The 21,889-nt window shown below is 71.3% G+C and carries 22 protein-coding genes; 11 read left to right on the top strand and 11 right to left on the bottom strand.

Features of this window, described 5'->3' with window-relative positions:
- Positions 1 to 132 precede the first annotated feature (132 nt).
- Positions 133 to 1,338, top strand: coding sequence for an LLM class flavin-dependent oxidoreductase (locus J0I43_RS13320; protein WP_292865334.1), 1,206 nt, complete (start codon positions 133 to 135; stop codon positions 1,336 to 1,338).
- Entirely contained in the window at positions 1,335 to 2,006 is a 672-nt protein-coding gene (locus tag J0I43_RS13315) for an FMN reductase (RefSeq protein ID WP_292864721.1), read from the top strand. The genes J0I43_RS13320 and J0I43_RS13315 overlap by 4 nt, the downstream gene beginning before the upstream one ends.
- A gap of 24 nt (positions 2,007 to 2,030) precedes the next feature.
- On the opposite strand, the gene J0I43_RS13310 is transcribed toward J0I43_RS13315, so the two are convergent.
- Together J0I43_RS13310 and J0I43_RS13305 are read right to left on the bottom strand one after the other, a co-directional pair.
- On the bottom strand, positions 2,031 to 2,765 hold the full coding sequence (locus J0I43_RS13310; protein WP_292864718.1) for a gamma-glutamyl-gamma-aminobutyrate hydrolase family protein: 735 nt from the start codon (positions 2,763 to 2,765) through the stop codon (positions 2,031 to 2,033).
- Between the two features lie 67 nt (positions 2,766 to 2,832).
- Positions 2,833 to 4,635: a glycoside hydrolase family 15 protein gene (locus J0I43_RS13305; protein WP_292864715.1), complete on the bottom strand. Its 1,803-nt coding sequence runs from the start codon at positions 4,633 to 4,635 to the stop codon at positions 2,833 to 2,835.
- Positions 4,636 to 4,688: 53 nt separating this feature from the next.
- On the opposite strand from J0I43_RS13305, the gene J0I43_RS13300 reads away from it, so the two are divergent.
- Positions 4,689 to 6,068 (top strand): glucose-6-phosphate dehydrogenase, encoded by a 1,380-nt coding sequence (locus J0I43_RS13300; RefSeq protein ID WP_292864712.1) that lies wholly within the window; start codon positions 4,689 to 4,691, stop codon positions 6,066 to 6,068.
- Here J0I43_RS13300 and J0I43_RS13295 read toward each other — a convergent pair.
- Entirely contained in the window at positions 6,011 to 6,652 is a 642-nt protein-coding gene (locus J0I43_RS13295) for a VTT domain-containing protein (protein ID WP_292864709.1), read from the bottom strand. The genes J0I43_RS13300 and J0I43_RS13295 overlap by 58 nt on opposite strands.
- A 151-nt stretch (positions 6,653 to 6,803) precedes the next feature.
- Here J0I43_RS13295 and J0I43_RS13290 point away from each other — a divergent pair, with 151 nt between their 5' ends.
- Positions 6,804 to 8,729, top strand: a complete 1,926-nt coding sequence (locus tag J0I43_RS13290; protein WP_292864706.1) for a glycosyltransferase — start codon at positions 6,804 to 6,806, stop codon at positions 8,727 to 8,729.
- 42 nt (positions 8,730 to 8,771) lie between these two features.
- Here the strand turns inward: J0I43_RS13290 and J0I43_RS13285 are convergent, their stop codons facing one another.
- Both J0I43_RS13285 and J0I43_RS13280 read right to left on the bottom strand, forming a co-directional pair.
- Positions 8,772 to 9,467 (bottom strand): response regulator, encoded by a 696-nt coding sequence (locus tag J0I43_RS13285; protein ID WP_292864702.1) that lies wholly within the window; start codon positions 9,465 to 9,467, stop codon positions 8,772 to 8,774.
- Positions 9,464 to 10,738, bottom strand: a complete 1,275-nt coding sequence (locus tag J0I43_RS13280; protein ID WP_292864699.1) for an ATP-binding protein — start codon at positions 10,736 to 10,738, stop codon at positions 9,464 to 9,466. Before J0I43_RS13280 ends, J0I43_RS13285 begins: the two co-directional genes overlap by 4 nt.
- Before the next feature lie 141 nt (positions 10,739 to 10,879).
- Here J0I43_RS13280 and J0I43_RS13275 point away from each other — a divergent pair, with 141 nt between their 5' ends.
- Complete coding sequence (locus J0I43_RS13275) at positions 10,880 to 12,322, top strand: cation:dicarboxylase symporter family transporter (RefSeq protein WP_292864696.1); 1,443 nt, start codon at positions 10,880 to 10,882, stop codon at positions 12,320 to 12,322.
- A gap of 126 nt (positions 12,323 to 12,448) precedes the next feature.
- On the opposite strand, the gene J0I43_RS13270 is transcribed toward J0I43_RS13275, so the two are convergent.
- A complete protein-coding gene (locus J0I43_RS13270) occupies positions 12,449 to 12,613 on the bottom strand; it encodes a hypothetical protein (RefSeq protein ID WP_292864693.1) in 165 nt (54 codons plus the stop codon).
- Between the two features lie 27 nt (positions 12,614 to 12,640).
- A complete protein-coding gene (locus J0I43_RS13265; protein WP_292864690.1) occupies positions 12,641 to 12,814 on the bottom strand; it encodes a DUF5302 domain-containing protein in 174 nt (57 codons plus the stop codon).
- A 294-nt stretch (positions 12,815 to 13,108) separates the two neighbouring features.
- On the opposite strand from J0I43_RS13265, the gene J0I43_RS13260 reads away from it, so the two are divergent.
- The 3 genes from J0I43_RS13260 to J0I43_RS13250 all read left to right on the top strand — a co-directional run bounded on the left by J0I43_RS13260 (position 13,109) and on the right by J0I43_RS13250 (position 17,422).
- Positions 13,109 to 15,391: a polyribonucleotide nucleotidyltransferase gene (locus tag J0I43_RS13260; protein WP_292864687.1), complete on the top strand. Its 2,283-nt coding sequence runs from the start codon at positions 13,109 to 13,111 to the stop codon at positions 15,389 to 15,391.
- A gap of 266 nt (positions 15,392 to 15,657) precedes the next feature.
- Positions 15,658 to 16,698 carry an aldo/keto reductase gene (locus J0I43_RS13255; protein WP_292864684.1) on the top strand — a complete coding sequence of 347 codons (1,041 nt, stop codon included), beginning with the start codon at positions 15,658 to 15,660 and terminating at the stop codon, positions 16,696 to 16,698.
- Between the two features lie 124 nt (positions 16,699 to 16,822).
- On the top strand, positions 16,823 to 17,422 hold the full coding sequence (locus tag J0I43_RS13250; RefSeq protein ID WP_292864681.1) for a histidine phosphatase family protein: 600 nt from the start codon (positions 16,823 to 16,825) through the stop codon (positions 17,420 to 17,422).
- Positions 17,423 to 17,584: 162 nt separating this feature from the next.
- Here the strand turns inward: J0I43_RS13250 and J0I43_RS13245 are convergent, their stop codons facing one another.
- Positions 17,585 to 17,923: a transposase gene (locus J0I43_RS13245; RefSeq protein ID WP_292864678.1), complete on the bottom strand. Its 339-nt coding sequence runs from the start codon at positions 17,921 to 17,923 to the stop codon at positions 17,585 to 17,587.
- A gap of 101 nt (positions 17,924 to 18,024) precedes the next feature.
- Here J0I43_RS13245 and J0I43_RS13240 point away from each other — a divergent pair, with 101 nt between their 5' ends.
- Positions 18,025 to 18,513 carry a GNAT family N-acetyltransferase gene (locus J0I43_RS13240; protein ID WP_292864675.1) on the top strand — a complete coding sequence of 163 codons (489 nt, stop codon included), beginning with the start codon at positions 18,025 to 18,027 and terminating at the stop codon, positions 18,511 to 18,513.
- Between the two features lie 192 nt (positions 18,514 to 18,705).
- On the opposite strand, the gene J0I43_RS13235 is transcribed toward J0I43_RS13240, so the two are convergent.
- Positions 18,706 to 19,188, bottom strand: a complete 483-nt coding sequence (locus J0I43_RS13235) for a GNAT family N-acetyltransferase (protein WP_292864672.1) — start codon at positions 19,186 to 19,188, stop codon at positions 18,706 to 18,708.
- Positions 19,189 to 19,205: 17 nt separating this feature from the next.
- Here J0I43_RS13235 and dapB point away from each other — a divergent pair, with 17 nt between their 5' ends.
- Entirely contained in the window at positions 19,206 to 20,033 is an 828-nt protein-coding gene (gene dapB / locus J0I43_RS13230; RefSeq protein ID WP_292864669.1) for a 4-hydroxy-tetrahydrodipicolinate reductase, read from the top strand.
- Positions 20,030 to 20,476 carry a hypothetical protein gene (locus J0I43_RS13225; protein ID WP_292864666.1) on the top strand — a complete coding sequence of 149 codons (447 nt, stop codon included), beginning with the start codon at positions 20,030 to 20,032 and terminating at the stop codon, positions 20,474 to 20,476. The genes dapB and J0I43_RS13225 overlap by 4 nt, the downstream gene beginning before the upstream one ends.
- Here the strand turns inward: J0I43_RS13225 and J0I43_RS13220 are convergent, their stop codons facing one another.
- Positions 20,477 to 21,385, bottom strand: coding sequence for a TIGR01777 family oxidoreductase (locus tag J0I43_RS13220; RefSeq protein ID WP_292864663.1), 909 nt, complete (start codon positions 21,383 to 21,385; stop codon positions 20,477 to 20,479). It abuts the gene before it with no gap.
- Positions 21,378 to 21,803 carry an OsmC family peroxiredoxin gene (locus J0I43_RS13215; RefSeq protein ID WP_292864660.1) on the bottom strand — a complete coding sequence of 142 codons (426 nt, stop codon included), beginning with the start codon at positions 21,801 to 21,803 and terminating at the stop codon, positions 21,378 to 21,380. The genes J0I43_RS13220 and J0I43_RS13215 overlap by 8 nt, the downstream gene beginning before the upstream one ends.
- Positions 21,804 to 21,889: the final 86 nt, after the last annotated feature.

The raw sequence follows: 21,889 nt of genomic DNA, 5'->3' as shown, positions 1-21,889 counted from the left end.
GGCAACCCTACTCGCCGGGAATAACCTGGACGTCGCCGCGTTGGATCAGATACATTCATTTGCATGTATTGGATGCCGAGGCATCCGGAAGGCAGGGAAACCGTGGACGAGCAGCAGCCGATGGCGCAGCAGATGCAGTTCGGCATCATGACGGTCAGCGACATCACGCAGGATCCGACCACGGGGCACACCCCGAGCGAGGCCGAGCGCATTCAGGCATCCGTCACGATCGCCAAGCATGCGGAAGAGGTGGGCCTCGACGTCTTCGCCCTCGGCGAGCACCACAACCCGCCGTTCTGGTCGTCTTCGCCGACGACGACGCTCGCCTACCTCGCCGCGCAGACCGAGCGGCTGATCCTCTCGACCTCGACGACGCTCATCACGACCAACGACCCGGTGAAGATCGCCGAGGACTACGCGATGCTGCAGCACCTTTCCGGCGGCCGCATGGACCTCATGATGGGTCGCGGCAACACGGGCCCCGTCTACCCGTGGTTCGGCAAGGACATCCGCCAGGGGCTGCCGCTCGCGATCGAGAACTACGCGCTGCTGCACAAGCTGTGGCGTGAGGACGTCGTCGACTGGGAGGGGAAGTTCCGCACGCCTCTGCAGGGATTCACGGCGACCCCGCGCCCCCTCGACGGCGTGGCGCCGTTCGTGTGGCACGGCTCGATCCGCACGCCGGAGATCGCCGAGCAGGCCGCCTACTACGGCGACGGCTTCTTCGCGAACAACATCTTCTGGCCCGCCGAGCACTACCAGCGGCTCATCGGCCTCTACCGCCAGCGCTGGGAGCACTATGGCCACGGCGCGCCCGAGACGGCGATCGTCGGACTCGGCGGCCAGGCGTTCATCGCGAAGAACTCGCAGGATGCCGTGAACCAGTTCCGCCCGTACTTCGACAACGCGCCGGTGTACGGGCACGGCCCGTCGCTCGAGGACTTCAGCGAGATGACGCCGCTGACGGTCGGCTCGCCGCAGCAGGTCATCGATCGCTACGCCGGCATGCGGGATCTCTTCGGCGACTACCAGCGGCAGCTGTTCCTCATGGACCACGCCGGGCTCCCGCTGAAGACCGTGCTCGAGCAGCTCGACTTCCTCGGCGGCGAGGTCGTGCCGGTGCTGCGTCGCGAACTCGCGCAGAACCGCCCGGCGAACGTCCCCGACGCGCCGACGCATGCGGCGCGCGTGACGGCGACCTACGGCGACGGCCCGAGCCGCCAGGCGACACCGCGCGCCAACCGCGGCGACAACCTGTCCGGTCCCTCGCCCTACCAGGACGTGGTGTCGTCGGCGAGCCCCGCCGGCGCCGCATTCGGAGCGGCGGCGTCACGATGACCGCGCGCCGGATCGCCGTCGTCTCGGCGGGGCTGTCGAACCCGTCCTCGACGCGCATGCTCGCCGACCGGCTCGCCGCGGCGACGGTCGCTCAGCTCGCGGAGCGGGACATCGCGGCATCCGTCGACACGATCGAGCTGCGCGACCTCGCGCACGACATCACGAACAACCTGCTGACCGGGTTCGCGCCGCCGGCGCTCGAGTCGGCGATCAACACGGTCGTCTCCGCCGACGCACTCATCGTCGTGACGCCGATCTTCTCGACGAGCTATTCGGGGCTGTTCAAGTCGTTCATCGATGTGCTCGATCCCGATGCCCTCACCGGCATGCCCGTGCTCATCGGAGCCAACGCCGGGACGGCGCGTCACTCGCTCGCGATCGACTACGCGATCCGGCCGCTGTTCGCCTACCTCCACGCCGATGCCGTGTCGACGGGCGTGTTCGCCGCCTCGAGCGATTGGGGAGGGGCGGCCGACCAGGTCGCGCCGCTCAGCGCCCGCGTCGAGAAGGGCGCCCGCGAGCTCGCCGAGGCCGTCGCCCGCCGTGAGCCCGCGACGGGCGGCGATCCGTTCGACCCCGCGAACTACCTCGGCAGCTTCCAGCGCCTCATGGGCGGCGAGGCCGCGTCCGGCGGCGGGCACCTGCTCGGAGGTCTCGCCGGAGAGTAGTCTCACGGCCTGACGGGGCGGACCTCACCGCCTGACGGGCCGGGCGCGCACGAGGTCGGCGAAGACGGCGAAGGGGGCTCCCGCGAGATGCGCGGGGGTCCCCTCGGCTTCGGGATGCCACTGCACGGCGATGATCGGCAGCTCCACGTGCTCGACGGCCTCGACGATGCCGTCGGCGGCGACCGCCGTCGCGCGCAGTCCCTCCCCGAGGGCGCGGATCGCCTGATGGTGGCCCGACGCGACCGCGATCTCGTCGGCATCCACTTCGGCATGCAGTCGAGACGGGCTCGCGATCGTGACGGGATGCCACGTCCACTCGAGCGCGCCGCAGCCGTCGTCGCCGGGCGTGTGCCGCACAGCCGCGACGCCCTCGCCCGCCGCGATGTCCTCGATGAGCGTGCCCCCGAACGCGACGTTCAACACCTGGAGTCCGCGGCACACTCCGAGGATCGGCAGGCCCGCGGTGACGGCCGCGGCGACGACGGCGAGGTCGAGGTCGTCCTGCGCCGGATTGACGTCGTACACGGATGCCGCGGTGTCGCCGCCGTACCGCGCGGGATCGATGTCGCCGCCGCCGGGGAGGACGACCCCGTCGAAGCCCGCGAGGTCGGCGTCCCGCACCACGACGACGTCGAGTTCCTCGGCGCGGACGAGCGCGGCGACGTCGTCGAAGATCGCGTTCGCGAGGCCGACGCGGGCATCGGCGCCCTCGGCGTCGGAGAGGCGGGCGGGCATGGCGATGCGGGGGAGTCGGGTCACGTCTCCATTGTCCGGCAGGCGCGCACGCCTCCCGGCCATGCCCCACCGGAACCCGTCGTCTCGCGTGTCAGTCGGTGCGGCTGACGGCGGTGGCCGCGCGGACGAGGGCGAGGTGGGTGAGCGCCTGCGGCATGTTCCCCGCCTGGCGCCCCGCGCGCACGTCGAACTCTTCGGAGAAGAGCCCCACATCGTTCGCGCAGGCGCAGACGCGGTCGAGCAGCGCACGCGCGTCGGCCGCACGCCCCGTCGCCGCGTACTGCTCCACGAGCCACAGCGAGCAGGCGAGGAACGGGTTCTCCTCTCCGTCCAGCCCGTCGACGCCCGACTCGGTGCGATAGCGCAGGACGAGTCCGTCCGGCATGAGCGTGCGCTCGATCTCGGCGACGGTCGCGAGCATGCGCGGGTCGTCGGGTGCGCAGAATCCGTAGATCGGCAGGAGCAGGAGGGACGCGTCCACGGCATCCGTGTCGCGGTGCTGGACGAAGTGCCCGTCACGGCTCACACCCCGGCTGTCGATCTCCTCGCGCAGGCGCGCGCGGATCTCCTCCCAGCGCGTCACCGGCCCGGTCAAGCCGTGAGCGCGCACGCCCCGGATGCCGCGGTCGAACGCTGCCCACACCATCGCGCGGGAGTGCGTGAACATGCGGGGGTTGCCGCGGATCTCCCAGATGCCGCGGTCCGGCTCGTCGAGATGCGCCTCCGCGCGGCGCAGGAGCGCGCGCTCGAGCGGCCAGGACAGCTCCGCCTCGGGCGCACCGTCGTCGCGCGCCGCCGCGAGCGCGGAGAGGACCTCGCCGATGACGTCGGCCTGGTACTGGGTCGCCGCGCCGTTGCCGATGCGCACCGGCGCGGCTCCCCGGTAGCCCGGGAGCGACGGGAGCTCCCGCTCGAGGAGATCCCGCTCGCCCGCGATGCCGTACACGATCTGCAGATCGGCGGGGTCGCCCGCGATGGCGCGCAGCAGCCAGAGCCGCCAGTGCTCCACGACGTGCTGGAACCCGTGCGCGAGGAGGACCTCGATCGTGAGCGAGGCGTCCCGCAGCCACACATACCGGTAGTCCCAGTTGCGTGCACCCTGGAACTGCTCGGGCAGCGATGTCGTCGGTGCCGCGATGATCCCGCCGGTGTCGCGGTGGGTGAGAGCGCGGAGTGTCAGCAGGGAGCGGACGACGACGTCGCGGTGGGGGCCCTCGACGCGGATGTGCGCAGCCCACTGCGCCCACCAGTCCTCGGTATGTGCGATGGCGTCGTCGACATCGAGCGGCGCGGGCGCGGGGCGGTGTGACGGATGCCACGTCAGCACGAGGTCGCGCGTCTCGCCCGCCGTGACGGCGATCTCGCCGCGGTGGACGTGGTCGGAGGCATCCACCTGGGCTCCCCGCAGGACGACGGCATCCGGTCCGGCGATGGCCGTCAGCTCCGGAGCGTCGACATCGCCGGTCTGTCGCAGCCACGGCAGGGCGCGGGCGTAGTCGAAGCGAAGGCGCAGCTCCTGCGCGAACGTCACGACGCCGCCGACGCCGACGATCCGCCGCACGAGATCGACCCGGTGGTCCGGCTCGTGGCCGTGCGGCGGGACGATGAGGCAGTCGCGCACCTCGGCGACGCCGGTGGCGGTCGTCCACCGTGTCACGAGCGTGAACGTGTCGCCGTCGTACCGGCGCTCTGCGCGCGCACCGGGATCCGCGGGACGCAGCAGCCACTGCCCCTGCTCGGCGCCGCCGAGGAGGGCTCCGAACACCGACGCCGCGTCGAAGCGCGGCAGGCACAACCAGTCGACCGCGCCGCCCCGCGAGACGAGGGCCGCGGTACGGCTGTTGCTGAGGAGGGCGTAGTCCGCGAGGGGCGGGGGAGTGTAGCTGACCGGCACGTGTCGATTCTGCCCCCTGCGCGCGGGCGGCGCGCGGGCCTATCGTGGGCGGCATGAGCGGTGAGCAGACCCTGGTGATCATCGGTGCGAGCGGCGACCTGACCCGGCGGCTCCTGCTGCCGGCGCTCGCCGAGTTGCTGCAGGCGCAACCCGACCGGCGCATCCATCTCGTCGGAGCGGGACGGACCGAGCTCAGCGATGCGCAGTGGCGGCGGCGCGTGCGCGATGCCTTCCGCGAGGCCGGCGCCGAGGAGGCGTTCGCCTCCGTGGCATCCACCCCGTACCTCTCCGTCGATGCGACGACGGCGCCGGGGTTGCGCCGCGTGATCCGGGACGCTCCAGAGGGGCGCCTCGTGCTGTACTTCGCCGTGCCGCCCGCCGCTGCCGCGACGGCGTGCGCGGCGCTCTCGCCGGGAGATCTCCCCGCCGACGCGATCCTCGCGCTGGAGAAGCCGTTCGGCGATGACGAGGAGAGCGCGCGCAAGCTGAACGGCATCCTCGCCGCGCTCCTGCCCGAGGAGCGCATCTTCCGCGTGGATCACTTCCTCGGGCGCTCGACGGTCCTCGACATCCTCGGCGTGCGCTTCGCGAACCGCGTGTTCGAGGCGATCTGGTCCGCCGAGCACGTCGACCGTGTCGAGATCCGCTTCGACGAGACGCTCGGTCTCGAGGGGCGCGCCGCGTTCTACGATCACGCGGGCGCACTCGACGACATGATCCAGAGCCATCTGCTGCAGGTGCTCGCCGTCCTCGCGATGGAGCCGCCCGCGGCGCTGTCGGCCGAGGACGTGCGCTCGGCGACCGCGGCCGTCCTCCGGGCCGTACACGTCTGGGAGGACAACCCGGTGCGCTTCTCGCACCGCGCCCGCTACACCGCGGGGCGGGCGGGCGGTGAGGACCTCCCCGCCTACGTCGACGAGCCCGGCGTCGATCCCGCGCTCGAGACGGAGACGCTCGCTCAGGTCGTCTTCGAGGTGCGTAACGCCCGCTGGGCGGGGGTGCCGTTCACGCTTCGCTCCGGCAAGGCGCTCGGCGCGCAGACGGCTGAGATCACGGTGGTGCTGCGTCCCGTGCGCCACCTGCCGACGGGGTTCACGGGCGACGCGAGCGGCGGAGTCGTCCGCATCTCGCTGGGGCCCGATCGCCTCGCCCTCGAGGTCTCGGTCAACGGCGGCGACGATCCCTTCGCGCTGCACCGGGCGACGCTCGAGGCCGACCTCGGGTTGGGGTCCCACCGCGCCTACGTGGAGGTGCTCGCGGCGATCCTCGACGGTGACGCGATGCTGTCCGTGCGCGGTGACGCCGCCGAGGAGTGCTGGCGGATCGTGCAGCCGATCCGCGACGCCTGGCGTCGCGGCGAGGTGCCGATCGAGGACTACCCGGCCGGCTCCGACGGACCACGCGACTGGACGGCGGACGCACTCGGCACCTGAGGGCCGACCCTCCGCGCGAGTAGCGCGTCGATCGTCATGCCGAAGGCGATGGCGACCGCGACGGACACCGCCACGACGACGACCGGGCCGCCCGGGACGATCGCGGCGATCACCGCGCCGACGAGCGCCTGATATGCCGCCCACGCCGTCGCCGCACACGCGGCGAGCGGAAAGAAGCGTGCCGCCCGGACGCCCGTCGCGCCCGCTGTGACGCCGACGGCGAGGCGCGCGAAGGGGATGAAACGCGCCGTGAACAGGACGACAGCGGCGTTCCCGTCGAGCCGCCGAGCCGCCCACGCGAATGCCGCCTGGACGCGCGGACCGCGCATCCAGGCCCACCGCGTCGTTCCGACGGTGCGGCCGACGAGGTAGCAGAGCGCATCGCCGCAGAGCGCTGCGGATGCCGCGACGACGATCACCGCCCACAGGGGAGGGGTGCCGTGTGCGATGGCGAGGGCGCCGAACGCCGTCACCGCGGCCTCACCGGGGACGACCACGAGCAGCGCGTCCGCGACGACCAGTGCGAACATCAGGACGAGCGCCCACGGCGACGCGGCGAGGGACTCCAGCCACGGGGCGATCACTCGACCTGCCTACCACGTGCGCATGAACGGCGTGAAAACGGCGTCGTCCCAAGCGACACGCAGGTGTCCGGCAGGGGAGCATCCGGCGAAGACTCGGCGATGAGGCCTGCGCCGCGATGTCGTGGGAGCCGCGCAGCGCGACGCTGGACTCATGAGAGTCGCGTTCGTCGCCGAGTCGTTCCTGCCTCATATGAACGGGGTCACCGGCTCCGTCCTCCATGCCGTGCGCCATCTCGAGGAGCGCGGGCACGAGACCCTGATCATCGCACCCGGCGCACCCGGCGCGGCGACCGGAACGGACGCCACCCTGCTGCCGTCGGTGCCGCTGCCCGGCTACCCGCAGGTGCGGGTAGCGCTCGCGCGCGCCGGTCGGCTGGCCGGCATCCTGCGGGACTTCGAACCGGACGTCGTGCATCTTGCGTCGCCGTTCGCTCTCGGCTGGCGCGCGCTCGCCGCTGCCGAGTCCCTGCGCCTGCCCACCGTCGCGGTCTACCAGACCGACGTCGTCGCGTACACACGGCGGTACGGGCTTCCGCGGGCGACGGCCTTCACGGCGGCGCACGTCGCGCGCCTGCACCGGCGCGCGACGCTGACCCTCGCGCCGTCGGCGTCGTCGCTGCGTCAGCTCGACGCGCTCGGCGTCTCGCGCACGCACCTGTGGGCGCGTGGCGTGGACACCGAGCGGTTCCGTCCCGAACGGCGCAGTGACGCGTGGCGCGCGCACATCGCGCCCGGCCGGGTGATCGTCGGGTACGTGGGGCGCCTCGCCGCCGAGAAGCAGGTGGAGGACCTCGCCGCGCTGAGCGAGGTTCCCGGCATCCGGCTCGTCATCGTCGGCGACGGTCCGCTGCGCTCACGGCTCGAGCAGCGGATGCCGGAGGCCCTCTTCTGCGGGCATCTCTCCGGTCTCGAACTCGCCCAGGCCGTCGCGAGCTTCGACGTGTTCGTCCACCCCGGGGAGAGCGAGACGTTCGGCCAGACGATCCAGGAGGCGCACGCGAGCGGTGTGCCCGTGGTCGCGACCGGCGTCGGCGGGCCGGTCGATCTCGTCCGCTCCAGCGTCGACGGATGGCTGTACCGCCCGGGTGACCTGGACGATCTGCGCGCGCGGGTGAGCGACCTCGCGGGCGACGAGGCGAAGCGCCGCGCGTTCGGCGTGGCGGCACGTGCTGCCGTGAACGGGCGCACATGGCCGGTGCTCGTCGATGAGCTCGTCGCGCACTACGAGACCGCCCGTGCGCAGAATGCGGGAGAGGCGACCCCCGTCGCCGCGCCGCCCGCGCCGTCGCCGGGGCGGTTCGTGGCTCTCGGCGACTCGATCACCGAGGGGCTGTGGGACACGTCGCGCATGCCGGCCGGCGAGGTGCGGGGCTGGGCCGACCGACTCGCCACGATCCTCGCGGAGCGCAGCGCACATCCGTTGCGCTACGCGAACCTCGCCGTCCGCAGTCGGCGCGTGGCCGATCTCCTCTCCGAGCAGCTCCCGCGGGCGATCGAGCTGCGCCCCGATCTCGCGACCGTGCTGATCGGAGCCAACGACCTCGTCGGCGCCACCGCCGACCCCGACGGGCTTGCGCGCGCGGTCGAGACGGCGGTCGCGGCGCTGCGCGCACAGGGCGCCGCGGTGGTCGTCATCGCGCCGTTCCTGCCGCAGCGGCGCCCGGCGGCGCTCCTCGTGCGCCGGTTCGTCCGCTATGCGGATGCCTTGCAGAAGGTCGCGGCGAGACAGGGCGCGACCTTCGTCGGCGGAGCGGAGCTCGTGGGGATCGAGGACCTCGGCAACTGGGCGCACGACAAGGTCCATCTGAGCTCGCACGGACATCGCCTGCTGGCCTACCGCGTCGCCCACGCGCTCGGCGTGCGCGACGCCGACGCGCTCGGCGCTCTGGATGCCGCGCTGCACGCCGACGAGGAGGTGCCGCCCCCCGGAGCCTGGCTCACGCGCGACGCCCTGCCGTGGGCGTGGCGGCGGGTCCGCGGGCGTACGGCCGGCGACGCCCTCACCGCGAAGCACGAGGGATACGTGGAGCTGCCCGGCGGCGGCGAGAGTCGGCGGGTCGCGGAGCCGCGCGGCTGACGGACGCGCGCGCCGTCAACGTCGCCGGTGCGGGCGGGGCCGTCACCGCTGCCAGCGGTACTCGGTCTCCGGTCGACCCCGGCCGCCGTAGCGGGGAACGCGCTCCACGAGCCCCTCGTCGGCGAGATGTTCGAGGTAGCGGCGGGCGGCGACGCGTGACATCCCGAGCTGCTCGGCGGCCTCCACCGACGACAGCGGGCCGGCGTCTCGGACGGCGGTGGTCACGCGCGCGAGAGACGCGGAGGAGAGTCCCTTCGGCAGTGGCTGCGGCACCCGGACGGTCCCCGTCGGGCGGACACTCCCGACGAGCTGGTCGATCTCGGTCTGCGTCGCGAGGCCGGCGGTCTGGAGCATCCGCTCGCGATACGCGCGGTAGTGCTCCATGCGTTCGCGGAAGACGGCGAACGTGAAGGGCTTCACGAGGTACTGCACGGCTCCGAGGGCGACGGCCTGCCGGACGACCTGAGCGTCGCGCACCGAGGTGATCGCGATCACGTCGACCGCGGCGGCCCGCGCGCGGATGTGACGCAGCACGTCGATGCCCGTGCCGTCGGGCATCGTCATGTCGAGGAGGACCAGGTCGATCCCGCCGGGGGGAGGGGTGTCGAGGATCGCGCTCACCGCGGCGCGCGCGCCCGCACATTCGGCGACCACGCGAAAGCCCTCGCACCGTTCGACGTACATGCGGTGGAGGTCGAGGGTCAGGGCCTCGTCATCGACGAGCAGGACCGAGATCATGAGTGCGTCTCCGGAGTCGGCAGGACGACGCGGAACGTCGTCGGCGGGGCGCCCTCGACGACGAGGGATCCCCCCGCCTGGTCGACGATCTCGCGGACGAGTGCGAGTCCGACGCCGCGTCCCTCCGTGCCCGCCGGCTTCGTCGAGAAGCCGCGTTCGAAGATCCGCTCGCGCAGCGCGTCCGGGACGCCCGCGCCCGAGTCCGACACCACGACCTCGAGCTCGTCCTCCGGCGTGCGGGCCAAACCGACGCGGACCCAGCGCGGCTCGTCGCCCGAGGCCGCGGCATCCAGCGCGTTGTCGATGAGGTTGCCGACGAGTGCGACGGCGTCGATCGGGGACAGCACGGACCGGGGCGCGTCGCTGTCGATGTGCGCCTCCCAGCGCACGCCGCGCTCCGTCGCCTGGGAGGCCTTTCCGAGGAGGAGCGCGCCGACGGTCGGGTCGCCCTCGGTGCGCGCGGCGACCTGATCGACGAGTGCCTGCGACTGTCGGGCGGAATCGGTGAGGATCGCCACCGCGTCGGCCGTCCGGCCCAGTTCGATGAGGGCGACGGCGGTGTGCATCCGGTTGCCGTGCTCATGTGTCTGCGCGCGCAGCGCCTCACCGAGCGTCCGCATCGACTCGGCGGATGCCAGGGTGTCGCGGATGCTCCCGGCGGGGAGGTCACCGGCCACGCGACGCGTGGCGCGGCCGAGGAGGGCCGCGCCGACGAGACCTGCCGCGACGAGAGCCGCGCCGACCGCGACCGCCGTCACGATCCGGGGCGACAGGCTGGCCGCCAGCGAGGTCAGGGTGACGCCGACGGACACCCAGCCGATGGTCTTCCCGTCCGCCACGACGGGCGCGATCGTCCGGACGGACGGCCCGAGCGTCCCTGAGGACTGCTCGGTGAGCGGCTCGGAGGCGGTGGGGATCGTGCCGATGTACTTCTTGCCGATCTCCTGCGGGTCGCGATGGGTGAGGCGGATACCGCCGGCATCCATGATCGTCACGAAGTCCACGTGCGCGTCGTCCATCACGGTCTTCGCCAGCGGCTGCAGCCGCGCCGACGCCGCGGCGCGGTCACCGGCGGCGAGCTCCGCGCGGACGGTGTCGTCGACGGTCAGGGTGATCGCGACCGCGCGCGTCACGCGCTCCGCCTCCGACACGGCGGCGCGCTGGCCCTCGGCGACGAGCATGCCCGCGACGGCGAGGGCGAGCAGGGCGGCCGCCGCCAGGAGGACGACGAACAGCCGCGACGCTGCGCTGCGACCCGTCCGACGCTCCATCGTCCGCACCCTTCCCGCGGCGTGGGCCGCGAGACCAATACGACCACAAGTGCTGCGCCGGCGGCCAGCGCCGCACCCTGGATCCATCGCCACCGACGGAGGTGGCGCCGAACATCGACCGTTCACCTCAGGAGGCTCCCCATGGCTCTCACCACATCCTTCCGACTCCCGGGTCATAATTGGCGCCGCGGGAAGAGCGCGTGGGACAAACACACGTGGCTCTACGTCTCGGTCATCGTCGCCGTCGTCCTGGGCGCCACGGTCGGCCTCGTCTGGCCCGAGTTCGCGAAGGGCCTCGAGCCGATCGGCAAGGCCTTCGTCAACCTCATCAAGATGATGATCGCCCCGATCATCTTCTGCACGATCGTGGTCGGAGTCGGATCGATCGCGAAGGCCGCGACGGTCGGGCGGATCGGCGGCCTCGCGCTCGGCTACTTCATGGTCATGACGACCTTCGCCCTGTTCATCGGACTCGTCGTGGGCAATGTCATCCACCCGGGCACCGGTCTCGACATGAGCTCCTCGACCTACGACACCTCGACGATCGAGGCGAAGTCGACGACCGAGTTCATCATGGGGATCATCCCGACGACGTTCTTCTCGGCGTTCACGGGGGAGAGCGTGCTCCAGGTGCTCTTCATCGCCCTGCTCGTCGGCTTCGCGCTGCAGAAGATGGGCGACAAGGGCGCCCCGATCATGACCGCCGTCAAGAACCTGCAGGCCCTCGTGTTCCGGATCCTCGGCATGATCCTGTGGCTCGCGCCGATCGGCGCGTTCGGTGCGATCGCCGCCGTCGTCGGCAAGACCGGCTTCGCGGCCATCGTGAGCCTCGGCATCCTCATGATCGCCTTCTACATCACCTGCGCGGTGTTCGTCTTCGTCGTCCTGGGCCCCCTGCTGTATGCCGTGACCCGGGTGAACATCCTCAGCCTCATGAAGTACCTCGGCCGCGAGTACCTGCTGATCGTCGGCACGTCCTCGAGCGAGTCGGCGCTCCCGCGCCTGATCGCCAAGATGGAGCACCTGGGCGTCTCGAAGCCGGTCGTCGGCATCACGGTGCCGACGGGCTACTCGTTCAACCTCGACGGCACCGCGATCTACCTCACGATGGCGTCGCTGTTCATCGCCTCCGGAATGGGGATGCCGATGTCGATCCCCGAGCAGATCGGTCTGCTGGTCTTCATGATCATCGCCTCGAAGGGCGCCGCAGGCGTCACCGGTGCGGGCCTCGCGACCCTCGCGGGCGGCCTCCACGCCTTCCGTCCCGACCTCGTCAACGGGGTGGGCGTCATCGTCGGCATCGACCGATTCATGTCCGAGGGGCGAGCGGTCACGAACTTCACCGGCAATGCGGTGGCGACCCTGCTCATCGGCACCTGGACGAAGCAGGTCGATCGCGAGCAGGTGCGCGCCGTCCTCGCCGGCCGGGCGCCCTTCGACGAGGCGACGCTCGCGGGAGACGACCACGGCGCACCGATCGCCGACCGCACGGTCGGGACCGCGGGTCTTCACGAGGCGGCCCTCGACGAGGCCGCCGCCAAGGAGGAGCGCCGGCGGGCGCGCGAGAGCACCGGCGTGCACTGATCTCTGCGTGCGGGCGATCGCACAGCGCCGCGCACGAGGGCCCGGCATCCGTCAGTGGATGCCGGGCCCTCGTGCGTGCCGGACGGCGTCGTGGTCGGCGCTGTGATCGGCGCCGATCGGCCCTGCTCAGCCCTGGATGCCGCCCTCGAACTCCTCGACCTCGAGCGCGAGTCGACGTTCGTTCTCGATCTGCTCGGCGCGGCTCAGGTCGTCCTCCTCCGTCACGGAAGGGACGTCCTCACCGAGCTCGGGGGCCGCGGACTCGTCGGAGGGGATGTTCGTGTCGCTCATGTCGCTCTCGTCTCTCGTGTCTGCGTCTCAGCCGCTCTTGCGGCGGAACGTGCGCTTGGTCTCGGCGCCGTGCGTCCCGTGGATCGCGGAGTCGCCGTCGAGGTGCGCCTCGCCGCTGCGGTGATGTGCGTTCTTCTTGTCGAGCGCCTCCTTGAACTTGCGCTTCATCTCGTCGGTCGCCGTCTGGTCGTCGGTGCTCATGCCCCCACCCTACGTGGGCGTGGCGACGGCTGATAGGGTGGAACAGGATGCCGTGGAATCTCTGCGGCATCTGGAGCGGACCGGCGGGAAGCTGGTCTCCTGTGGTGGGTTCCTCTTCCGTGATCGAGTGCCGCGACGTGCGGCGTCGCCCGATCACGCGCAGGGTGGCTTTCTACTGGTGGCCAGCGCTGGCGGCGCGGCACAGCCGCGCGTCTGGATCCGCCTGCTCCGCTCCTTCGCACGATCTCGCGCGCGAAACGCGCGTGCGAGTCTAAACAAAGAAGGAGAGACCTCTTGGAAGGTCCTGAAATCACCGCCGCAGAAGCCGTTCTCGACAACGGCCGCTTCGGCACCCGCACCATCCGCTTCGAGACCGGACGCCTCGCGCAGCAGGCGCAGGGCGCGGTCGCCGCGTACCTCGACGAGGAGACGATGATCCTGTCGGCGACGTCCGCCGGCAAGCACCCTCGCGAGGGCTTCGACTTCTTCCCGCTGACCGTCGACGTCGAAGAGCGCTCGTACGCCGCGGGCAAGATCCCCGGCTCGTTCTTCCGCCGCGAGGGCCGTCCCTCCACGGAGGCGATCCTCGTCTGCCGTCTCATCGACCGCCCGCTGCGCCCGTCGTTCGTCGACGGCCTGCGCAACGAGGTCCAGATCGTCGTCACCGTCCTGTCGATCGCGCCGGGCGAGTTCTACGACGCGCTCGCGATCAACGCGGCATCCCTCTCGACGCAGATCTCCGGTCTGCCGTTCTCCGGCCCGATCGCCGGCGTCCGACTCGCGCTCATCCCGGGCCACGGTGAGAACGCCGACCAGTGGGTCGCGTTCCCGAACGCCGCGCAGGTGGAGGAGGCGGTGTTCGACCTGATGGTCGCCGGTCGTGTCCTGCCCGACGGCGACGTCGCGATCATGATGGTCGAGGCCGAGGCCACCGAGAACAGCTGGAACCTCATCAAGGGCGGCGCCACCAAGCCGTCCGAAGAGGTCGTGGCGCAGGGCCTGGAGGCATCCAAGCCGTTCATCAAGGAGCTCGTCGCGGCGCAGAACGTCGTCGCGAACACCGCCGCCAAGGAGATCCAGCCGTACCCGGTCTTCCCCGCGTACAGCCAGGAGGTCTACGACTTCGTCGCCGGCCGTTCCTACGATCGTCTGCTGCCGGTGTACCAGATCGCCGACAAGGTCGAGCGTCAGAACGCCGACGACGCCGTCAAGGACGACGTCAAGGCGCAGCTGCTCGCCGCCGTCGAGGCGGGGGAGCTCCCCGCCGTTGCGACGCTCGAGTTCTCGGCCGCCTACAAGTCGGTCACCAAGACCATCGTCCGCGGTCGCATCCTCAGCGAGGGCGTCCGTATCGACGGTCGCGGCCTGGCGGACATCCGTCCGCTGGATGCCGAGGTCCAGGTGATCCCGCGCGTGCACGGCTCGGCGATCTTCCAGCGCGGTGAGACCCAGATCCTGGGCGTCACGACGCTGAACATGCTCAAGATGGAGCAGCAGATCGACTCGCTGTCGCCCGTCACGCACAAGCGCTACATGCACCACTACAACTTCCCGCCGTACTCGACCGGTGAGACCGGCCGCGTCGGTTCGCCGAAGCGTCGCGAGATCGGGCACGGCTTCCTGGCCGAGCGCGCCCTCGTGCCGGTGCTGCCGAGCCGCGAGGAGTTCCCCTACGCGATCCGTCAGGTCTCCGAGGCGCTCGGCTCCAACGGCTCGACGTCGATGGGCTCGGTCTGCGCCTCGACCCTGTCGCTCCTGAACGCGGGTGTGCCGCTGCGCGCTCCCGTCGCCGGCATCGCGATGGGTCTCGTCTCCGACCAGGTCGACGGCCAGACGCGCTACGCCGCGCTGACCGACATCCTCGGTGCCGAGGACGCCCTCGGCGACATGGACTTCAAGGTCGCGGGTACGAGCGAGTTCGTCACGGCGATCCAGCTCGACACGAAGCTCGACGGCATCCCGTCGTCGGTGCTGACCGCCGCGCTCACGCAGGCCAAGGAAGCCCGCATGACGATCCTGAACGTGCTGAACGCCGCGATCGATGCTCCCGACGAGATGGCGCCGACGGCTCCGCGCGTGATCAGCGTGCAGATCCCCGTCGACAAGATCGGTGAGCTGATCGGCCCGAAGGGCAAGACGATCAACGCGATCCAGGACGAGACCGGCGCGCAGATCTCGATCGAGGAGGACGGCACCGTCTACATCGGCGCGACCGACGGTCCCTCGGCCGAGGCGGCACGTGCGCAGGTCAACGCCATCGCCAACCCGACGAACCCCGAGGTCGGTGAGCAGTTCCTCGGAACCGTCGTCAAGATCGCGACGTTCGGCGCGTTCGTGTCGCTCCTGCCCGGCAAGGACGGCCTGCTGCACATCAGCGAGGTCCGCAAGCTCGCCGGTGGCAAGCGCGTCGAGAACGTCGAAGACGTGCTCGGTGTCGGTCAGAAGATCCTCGTCAAGATCACGAAGATCGACGACCGCGGCAAGCTGTCGCTCGAGCCCGTGCTCGAGGAGGCCGCCGACCAGGAGGGTTCCGCGGCCGCGAGCGAAGGCCCCGGCGACGCGCCCGCCGAAGGCTGATCCGGCCTGAGGCCGCACTGACGACGGATGCCCGTCTCCTCCCGACTCGGAGGGGCGGGCATCCGTTCTGTCTGCGCGGTGTCGCCCGTTCGGGGGACACCGCGGCCATGGGAGCGATCCCGAGATCAAAGCGTTATGCAATGTTTACCGGGGGTTCCCCGCAATGCGCGGGCGTGTCGGCGCCCTGGCCTACCCTCGGTACTACGCATCGGGGGATGCGGATGATGCAGCTCCCGAGAGCGGACGAGTCCGTGAGGGGGTGGGAGATGGGTTTCTTCGGTGTAGGTGCGACGCCGGCGTCGACGCGCGCCGATGCGGCCGCGGTGACGACGTTGCCTGCCCACCCGTCCGCGCCCATCCCCGTGCAGGGAGCACCGCTCGGTGCGGCGCTGCGCGTTCCCCTCGGGGAGGCCGGCGTCCGCGTCTTCCCGCTCATCCTCGGCGGTGCCGAGTTCGGCTGGCACGTCGACCTGACGGCCGCCCACGCCATCCTCGACGCCTATCGGGAACGCGGTGGCAACGCCATCACGGCCTCCGACGCGGATGCCGCGGGGCGCAGCGAGCACATCATCGGCGAGTGGATGGCGCGCCGACGCGCGCGCGACTCCACCGTCCTGTGCGTGCGCGTGGGGACGAACCCCGATCACCCCGGACTCGGCTCCGTGAACCTCATCCGTTCGGTCGAGGCATCCCTCACGCGCCTGCAGACGGACCGCATCGACGTGCTGTACCTCGACGCCACCGCCGAGACGCAGACGCCGCTCGAAGACACGCTCGCGACGGCGGAATGGCTGATCGAGGCCGGCAAGGTGCGGGCGCTCGGCTCCGTCGGGCACACGGCCGCCCAATTGGTCGAGGCCCGCATCCTCTCCTCGGCGGGGTACCCGCGTTTCTCGGCGCTGAGCGTGCCGTTCAATGTGCTGCGACAGGGCGCGTACGACCAGGATCTGCGCCTCGTGGCGGGGGCGCAGGGCATCGCCGTCACGCCGTCGCAGCCGCTCGAGCACGGGTTCCTCTCCGGCATGCACCGGACCCGGTCGCAGGTCGCGGCATCCGTCCGCGGCTCGCAGCTCGCGGCGGCGATGAACCGCCGTGGTCAACGCACGCTGCGTGCGATGGACCGCATCGCGGCGGAGCTGTCGATCCCGACGTCCGCGGTCGCGATCGCCTGGCTGCTCGCCCAGCGCACGGTCGTCGCACCCGTGGTGAACGCCTACGCCGTCCAGCACGTCGCGGAGCTCGTGCAGGGCGTCGGGGTGAAGCTCAGCCGGGCGCAGCTGGCCGAGATCGCCAAAGCGGCGCAGTAGCGCGACGCGCGTCGTCCGCGGCATCCGGGTAGCGCCGAATGCTCGCACACGCAACCGCCTCGGCGATGCGACGGCGCTGACGTAGGCTGGCCTCATCATCCCCCCGATGTCGAGACGAGCTGCTGTGACGCATTATCTGTATCTCGTGCGCCACGGCGAGCACCTCGACGCCGAGCACGGGCTCGAGGACGGACCGCTGTCGCCGCGCGGCCGGCGTCAGGCCGAACTGATCGCCGATCGCCTCTCCGGCGTGCCGCTCGACGCGGTCTGGCACTCGCCTCTCGAGCGGGCCGCTGAGACCGCCCGAGCCGTGGCGCAGCGGCTTCCCTCGGTCGAGCCCGAGCCGTCGGCCCTGCTGTTCGACTGCATCCCGAGCGGTCCCGGCGCGGACATGCCGCCCGCGTACGACGGCTTCTTCGGGTCGATCACCGAGGCGGACATCGAGGCCGGGAGTGCGCAGATGGCGGACGCAGTGGGAGAGTTTCTCGTCCGCAAGCCCGGGTCGCACGAGCTCCTGATCACGCACAACTTCGTCATCGCCTGGTTCGTGCGCGAGGTGCTCGACGCGCCGGACTGGCGCTGGATGACGATCAACCAGGCCAACTGCGGGCTCACCGTCCTCGCGCAGCGCCCGGGCCGCCCCTGGACGCTCGCGTTGCACAACGACCTCGCGCATCTGCCGGTCGAACTGCGCACGGGGCTGCCCGAGGCGCTCCCGGTCTGAGCGTGCCGCGGATCCGCGCGACTCAGACGGCCTTCGCGTACCAGCGGGTCGCGTTCGGGCGGCGATACGGATCTCCGCCAGCGTCGCGCTCAGCGCGCTGGTGTCGGCTGCCTGATCGGGGCTCAAGATGAATGCGGGCGTCCGATCGCGTGGTCGGCGGCCTCAGGACCGAACTTCTTGTAGTTCGTTCCTGCCCTCTGCGTCGCGCGGGAGCGTCGCGCCGTGCTGATGCACCCGGACGTTCGTGGGTTCGATCGAGACCACCCAGTCCAACTCATCCTGGCCGTGGGCGATGGCCTGCACCTGCTCCATCACTCTGGCCCAGACACGGTTGACTGACCAGCGGTTGAAGTTCCTGTAGATCGTGTTCCAGCTCCCCAACCGCTCAGGCAGGTCACGCCACGGGGCTGCGGTCCGGAGCCTCCACGCCGTTGCTTCGACGACCATGCGCCGGTCGGCCGGCGGGCGACCCGTTGCCTTCACGGGCGGGAACAGCGGCACAACACGGCCCACGTTTCATCTGAGATCACATCGCGCGACACCACCCAAGACTCGCCGACCGGCAGCCGAATCCTCCAGCAAGACGCCATAGTCTCCTTGCCATGACGATCACGGTCCGCCGGGCGCTGCCGGACGACGTTCACGGAGTGCGCTACGTCGGAACAGTCGCATGGCCAGCCACATACGGATCGGACAGAGGTGCTGAGTACGTGATGTCAGGCCTGGACGAGTTCTGGAGCACCGAGGCTATTGGCTCCGCGATCCAAGCCGGGAATATCGACGTGGCGGAGTCGACAGACGGCATCGTCGGCATGGTCCACGTGGAGGAGCTGGGGGAGGACCTGGTGATGTGGAAGCTGTACGTCCTTCCGGACCAGCAGCGCAAGGGGATCGGCAGACTCCTGGTCCGCGCCGCCAAGAATCGCGCACGCGTGGAGGGCAAAGGCCTGATGACGGAGTACGAGCCGACCAACGAACGCGTTCGTGGCTTCTACCTCCGAGAGGGGTTCACCGCGACCACTGCCCCGTGGCCCGAGACCGAGGCGGTCTGGCTCCGGTGGACCGACGCTACGGAGCAGCCCGCGGGTTGATCATCTCGACCCGTCCGTGCCGAACGCACCCAGCAGTTCCTGCACGCTCACCGCTCTTTTAGCGACACGCCCTAGGCGGCTGCCTCATTCCCGGACCCACCGGGTAGGCCGAACTCGCCCCTCAGGCTACGTCCGCTCGGCCGCAGGCGCGCTACCCGGTCAAGGCGGAGTTGAAGTAGATGATGCGCGTCGCTAGCTCAGGATCTTACGTAACCACACGGTGGCGTTCGGGTTGTCGTTGTAGGGCGCGGTCGCGGTGTAGCCGCTGCGCGCGTACAGCGCGGCCGCCGCCTCGAGCGTGTGGTGGGTGTCGAGGACGAGCTCACGGGCGCCGAGATCGCGCGCGCGCTCCTCCAGGCCCTCGAGGAGGAGCCGTCCCCAGCCGCGACCGCGGGTCGACGGCGCGACGTAGAGGTGCTTGATCTCGTATCGGATGCCGTGCGGCCCGTCGTCGAGGCGGCGGATGCCGCCGCACCCGGCATCCCGTCCGTCGTCGTCGACGAGGACGAGGAAGACCCCCGCGGGCGGCGTGAACACGGCCGCCTCCGGGAACGCCGGCCGGTAGGTCCGGCCGTCCGGACCGGAGGGGAACGTCTGGCTGCGCATCGCGAAGTAGTCGGCGAGGAGCGCCCGCGCGCGGGGATCGGCGACGTCGACGGGTTCGAGAGCGACCATCCACTTAGGCTAGACGCATGACGACGAGAGTGGCCCTCGTGGGCGGCACCGGCAAGCTCGGCGGGATCATCCGCGCCGTGATCGATGCGGAGCCGGGCTTCGAGGTCGTCGCCGTGCTCGGATCGCGCAGCGACTTCGCCGAGCTCGACGCCGCCGACCTCGTCGTCGACGCGTCGACGCCGGGCGTCTCGATCGACGTCGTCCGTGCGGCGATCGAGCGCGGTCTCAACGTGCTCGTCGGCACGTCGGGGTGGTCGGCGGAGCGCATCGCGCTCGTGCGTCCGCTCGTCGACGCCGCCGGGACCGGCGCGGTCTTCATCCCCAACTTCTCCCTCGGTTCGGTCGTTGCGACGGCGCTCGCCGCCGCAGCGGCGCCGCAGTTCCCCTCGATCGAGATCATCGAGGCCCACCGCGAGACGAAGATCGATTCCCCGAGCGGCACGGCGGTCCGCACGGCGGAGCTCATCGCCGCCGCCCGCGCGGATGCCGGGCCGGTGGAGGCGCCGCACATCGACCAGCGTGCGCGCGGTCAGCAGGTCGCGAGCGTGCCGATCCACTCCCTCCGCCGCCCCGGCGTCATCGCCCGGCAGGAGACGATCCTCTCCGGCCCGGGGGAGACGATCACGATCGTGCACGACACGATCGATCCCGCCCAGGCGTATGCACCGGGCATCCGCGTCGCCCTCGCGGCAGCGCGCGACGCACGCGGGGTCACGGTGGGTCTGGACGCGCTGATCGATCTCGGCCTCGGCGGGAAGCGGCGCGCCGACAGCGCCCCCCGTTCCGACGCGCCGATCGACGAGGGTGGCGTCTCGGGCCAGGTCGCCCGCGCGACGAGCGCATGAGTGCGCGCCTCGGCGTCGCGGTCATGGCGGCGCTGCTCGCCCTGTACATCGTCCTCGTCGGCCAGCGCGCGTGGCTGCTGCTGACGTCGGGCGACGGCGTCGGCATCGCGATGGGGGCGGCGCTCGTCGTGCTCCCGCTCATCGCGGCGTGGGCGCTGTGGCGCGAGCTCGCCTTCGGCGTCGGCGCGCAACGGCTCGCGCGGCGTCTGGAGGCGGAGGGCGCGCTGCCCGCCGAGGAGATCGACGTCCGCGCGAGCGGCCGCCCCGATCGCGCGCAGGCCGACGCCCTGTTCCCCGCGTATCGCGCCGACGTGGAGGTCCACCCCGACGACTGGCGCGCGTGGTTCCGCCTCGGCCTCGTCTACGACGGCGCAGGCGATCGGCGGCGTGCGCGCGACGCCATCCGCACCGCGATCCGGCTGGAGAAGTCCGCGCGGTCCTGATCAGGCGGCGGGGACGGCGGCGGCGACGGCATCCTCCACCGTCGGATGCGTGAACGTGAAGCCGGATGCCGCGAGCCGCTCCGGCACGACGTCCATGTCGCTCGTGAGCAGGGCCTCGGTGGCATCCTTCCCGAGGACGAGTCGCATTCCCCACGCGGGCGCGCGCACGAGGAACGGCCGGTTCATCCGACGAGCGAGCGCGAAACCGAGGTCGTTCGCCGTCGCCCGCTCGGGTCCGGTGAGGTTCACCGGACCGTCGAGATCGCCGTCGATGACGTGGCGGATGGCGCGGACCTCGTCGTCGAGAGAGATCCACGGCCACACCTGCGTCCCGCGGCCGATCGGGCCGGAGACGCCGAGTCGTGTCAGCAGCATGAGGGGCTTGAGCACGCCGTCCGCGTGGACGACGGGCGCCGTCCGCAGCATCGCGACGCGTGCGTGCGGTCCGGCCGCCTCCGCGGCCGCCTCCCACTCGCCGCAGAGGTCGGCGAGGAACGTGTCGCCGCGTCGGGACCCCTCGGTGAGTCGTTCCCCCGGCGCCGACGGGTAATAGCCGACCGCCGACCCGGAGACGAAGGCCGGTGCGCCGTCACCGAGGGCGCGCACGGCGGCCGCGAGTGCCTGCGTCGGCGCGATGCGCGACCAGACGAGCTCGTGCTTGTAGCGCTTGGTCCAGGGGAACCGGCCGATGCTCGCCCCGTTCAGACCTACGACGGCGCGCGCTCCGGCGAGGACGTCGGGGGAGAGGGGCGTGCGCTGCGGGTCCCAGAAGACCTCGTCGGGGCCCTCGGGCTCGCGTCGGACCAGGCGCGTGACGGTGACGCCGTCGGCCTGAAGCGCCGCCGCGAGCGCGCCGCCGATCAGACCGGAGGACCCGGCGATGACGACGCGCCCTGTGGCTTCAGGCAAGCGTCGCCTCGAGGGTGATCTCGATTCCCGCGAGCGCGGCCGAGACGGGGCATCCGGCCTTGGCCTCATCGGCGATGCGCGCGAAGTCCTCCGCCGAGATGCCCGGGACGACCGCGTTCACGTTGAGGTGCGAGCCCGTGATGCCGGTGCCCGGGATGAAGGTCACCGACGCGGTCGTCTCCACGCTCTCCGGCGGTGTGCCGTTGCCGGCGAGCGCGTGTGACAGCGCCATCGAGAAGCACGACGAGTGTGCTGCGGCGATGAGCTCCTCGGGGGTCGTGACCGACGTCGAGCCCTCGCTGCGCGCCTTCCAGTTCACCGCGAGCGGCCCCTGGTTCGAGCTCTCCAGAGCGACCTCGCCGGACCCCTCGGTGAGGCTGCCCTTCCAGCTGGTGGTCGCTTCGCTGGTCACGCTCATGGTGTCTCCTCGTGGTCTCGGACGGCAGCCATCCGCTGCGATCGCGTCTCCATCGAGCCTAGACGTCGCCGCCGACGCGGGCGAGG

It is taken from the genome of Microbacterium sp., assembly GCF_017305435.1.
Lineage (GTDB): Bacteria > Actinomycetota > Actinomycetes > Actinomycetales > Microbacteriaceae > Microbacterium.
This window is presented reverse-complemented; position numbering and strand designations above follow the sequence as displayed.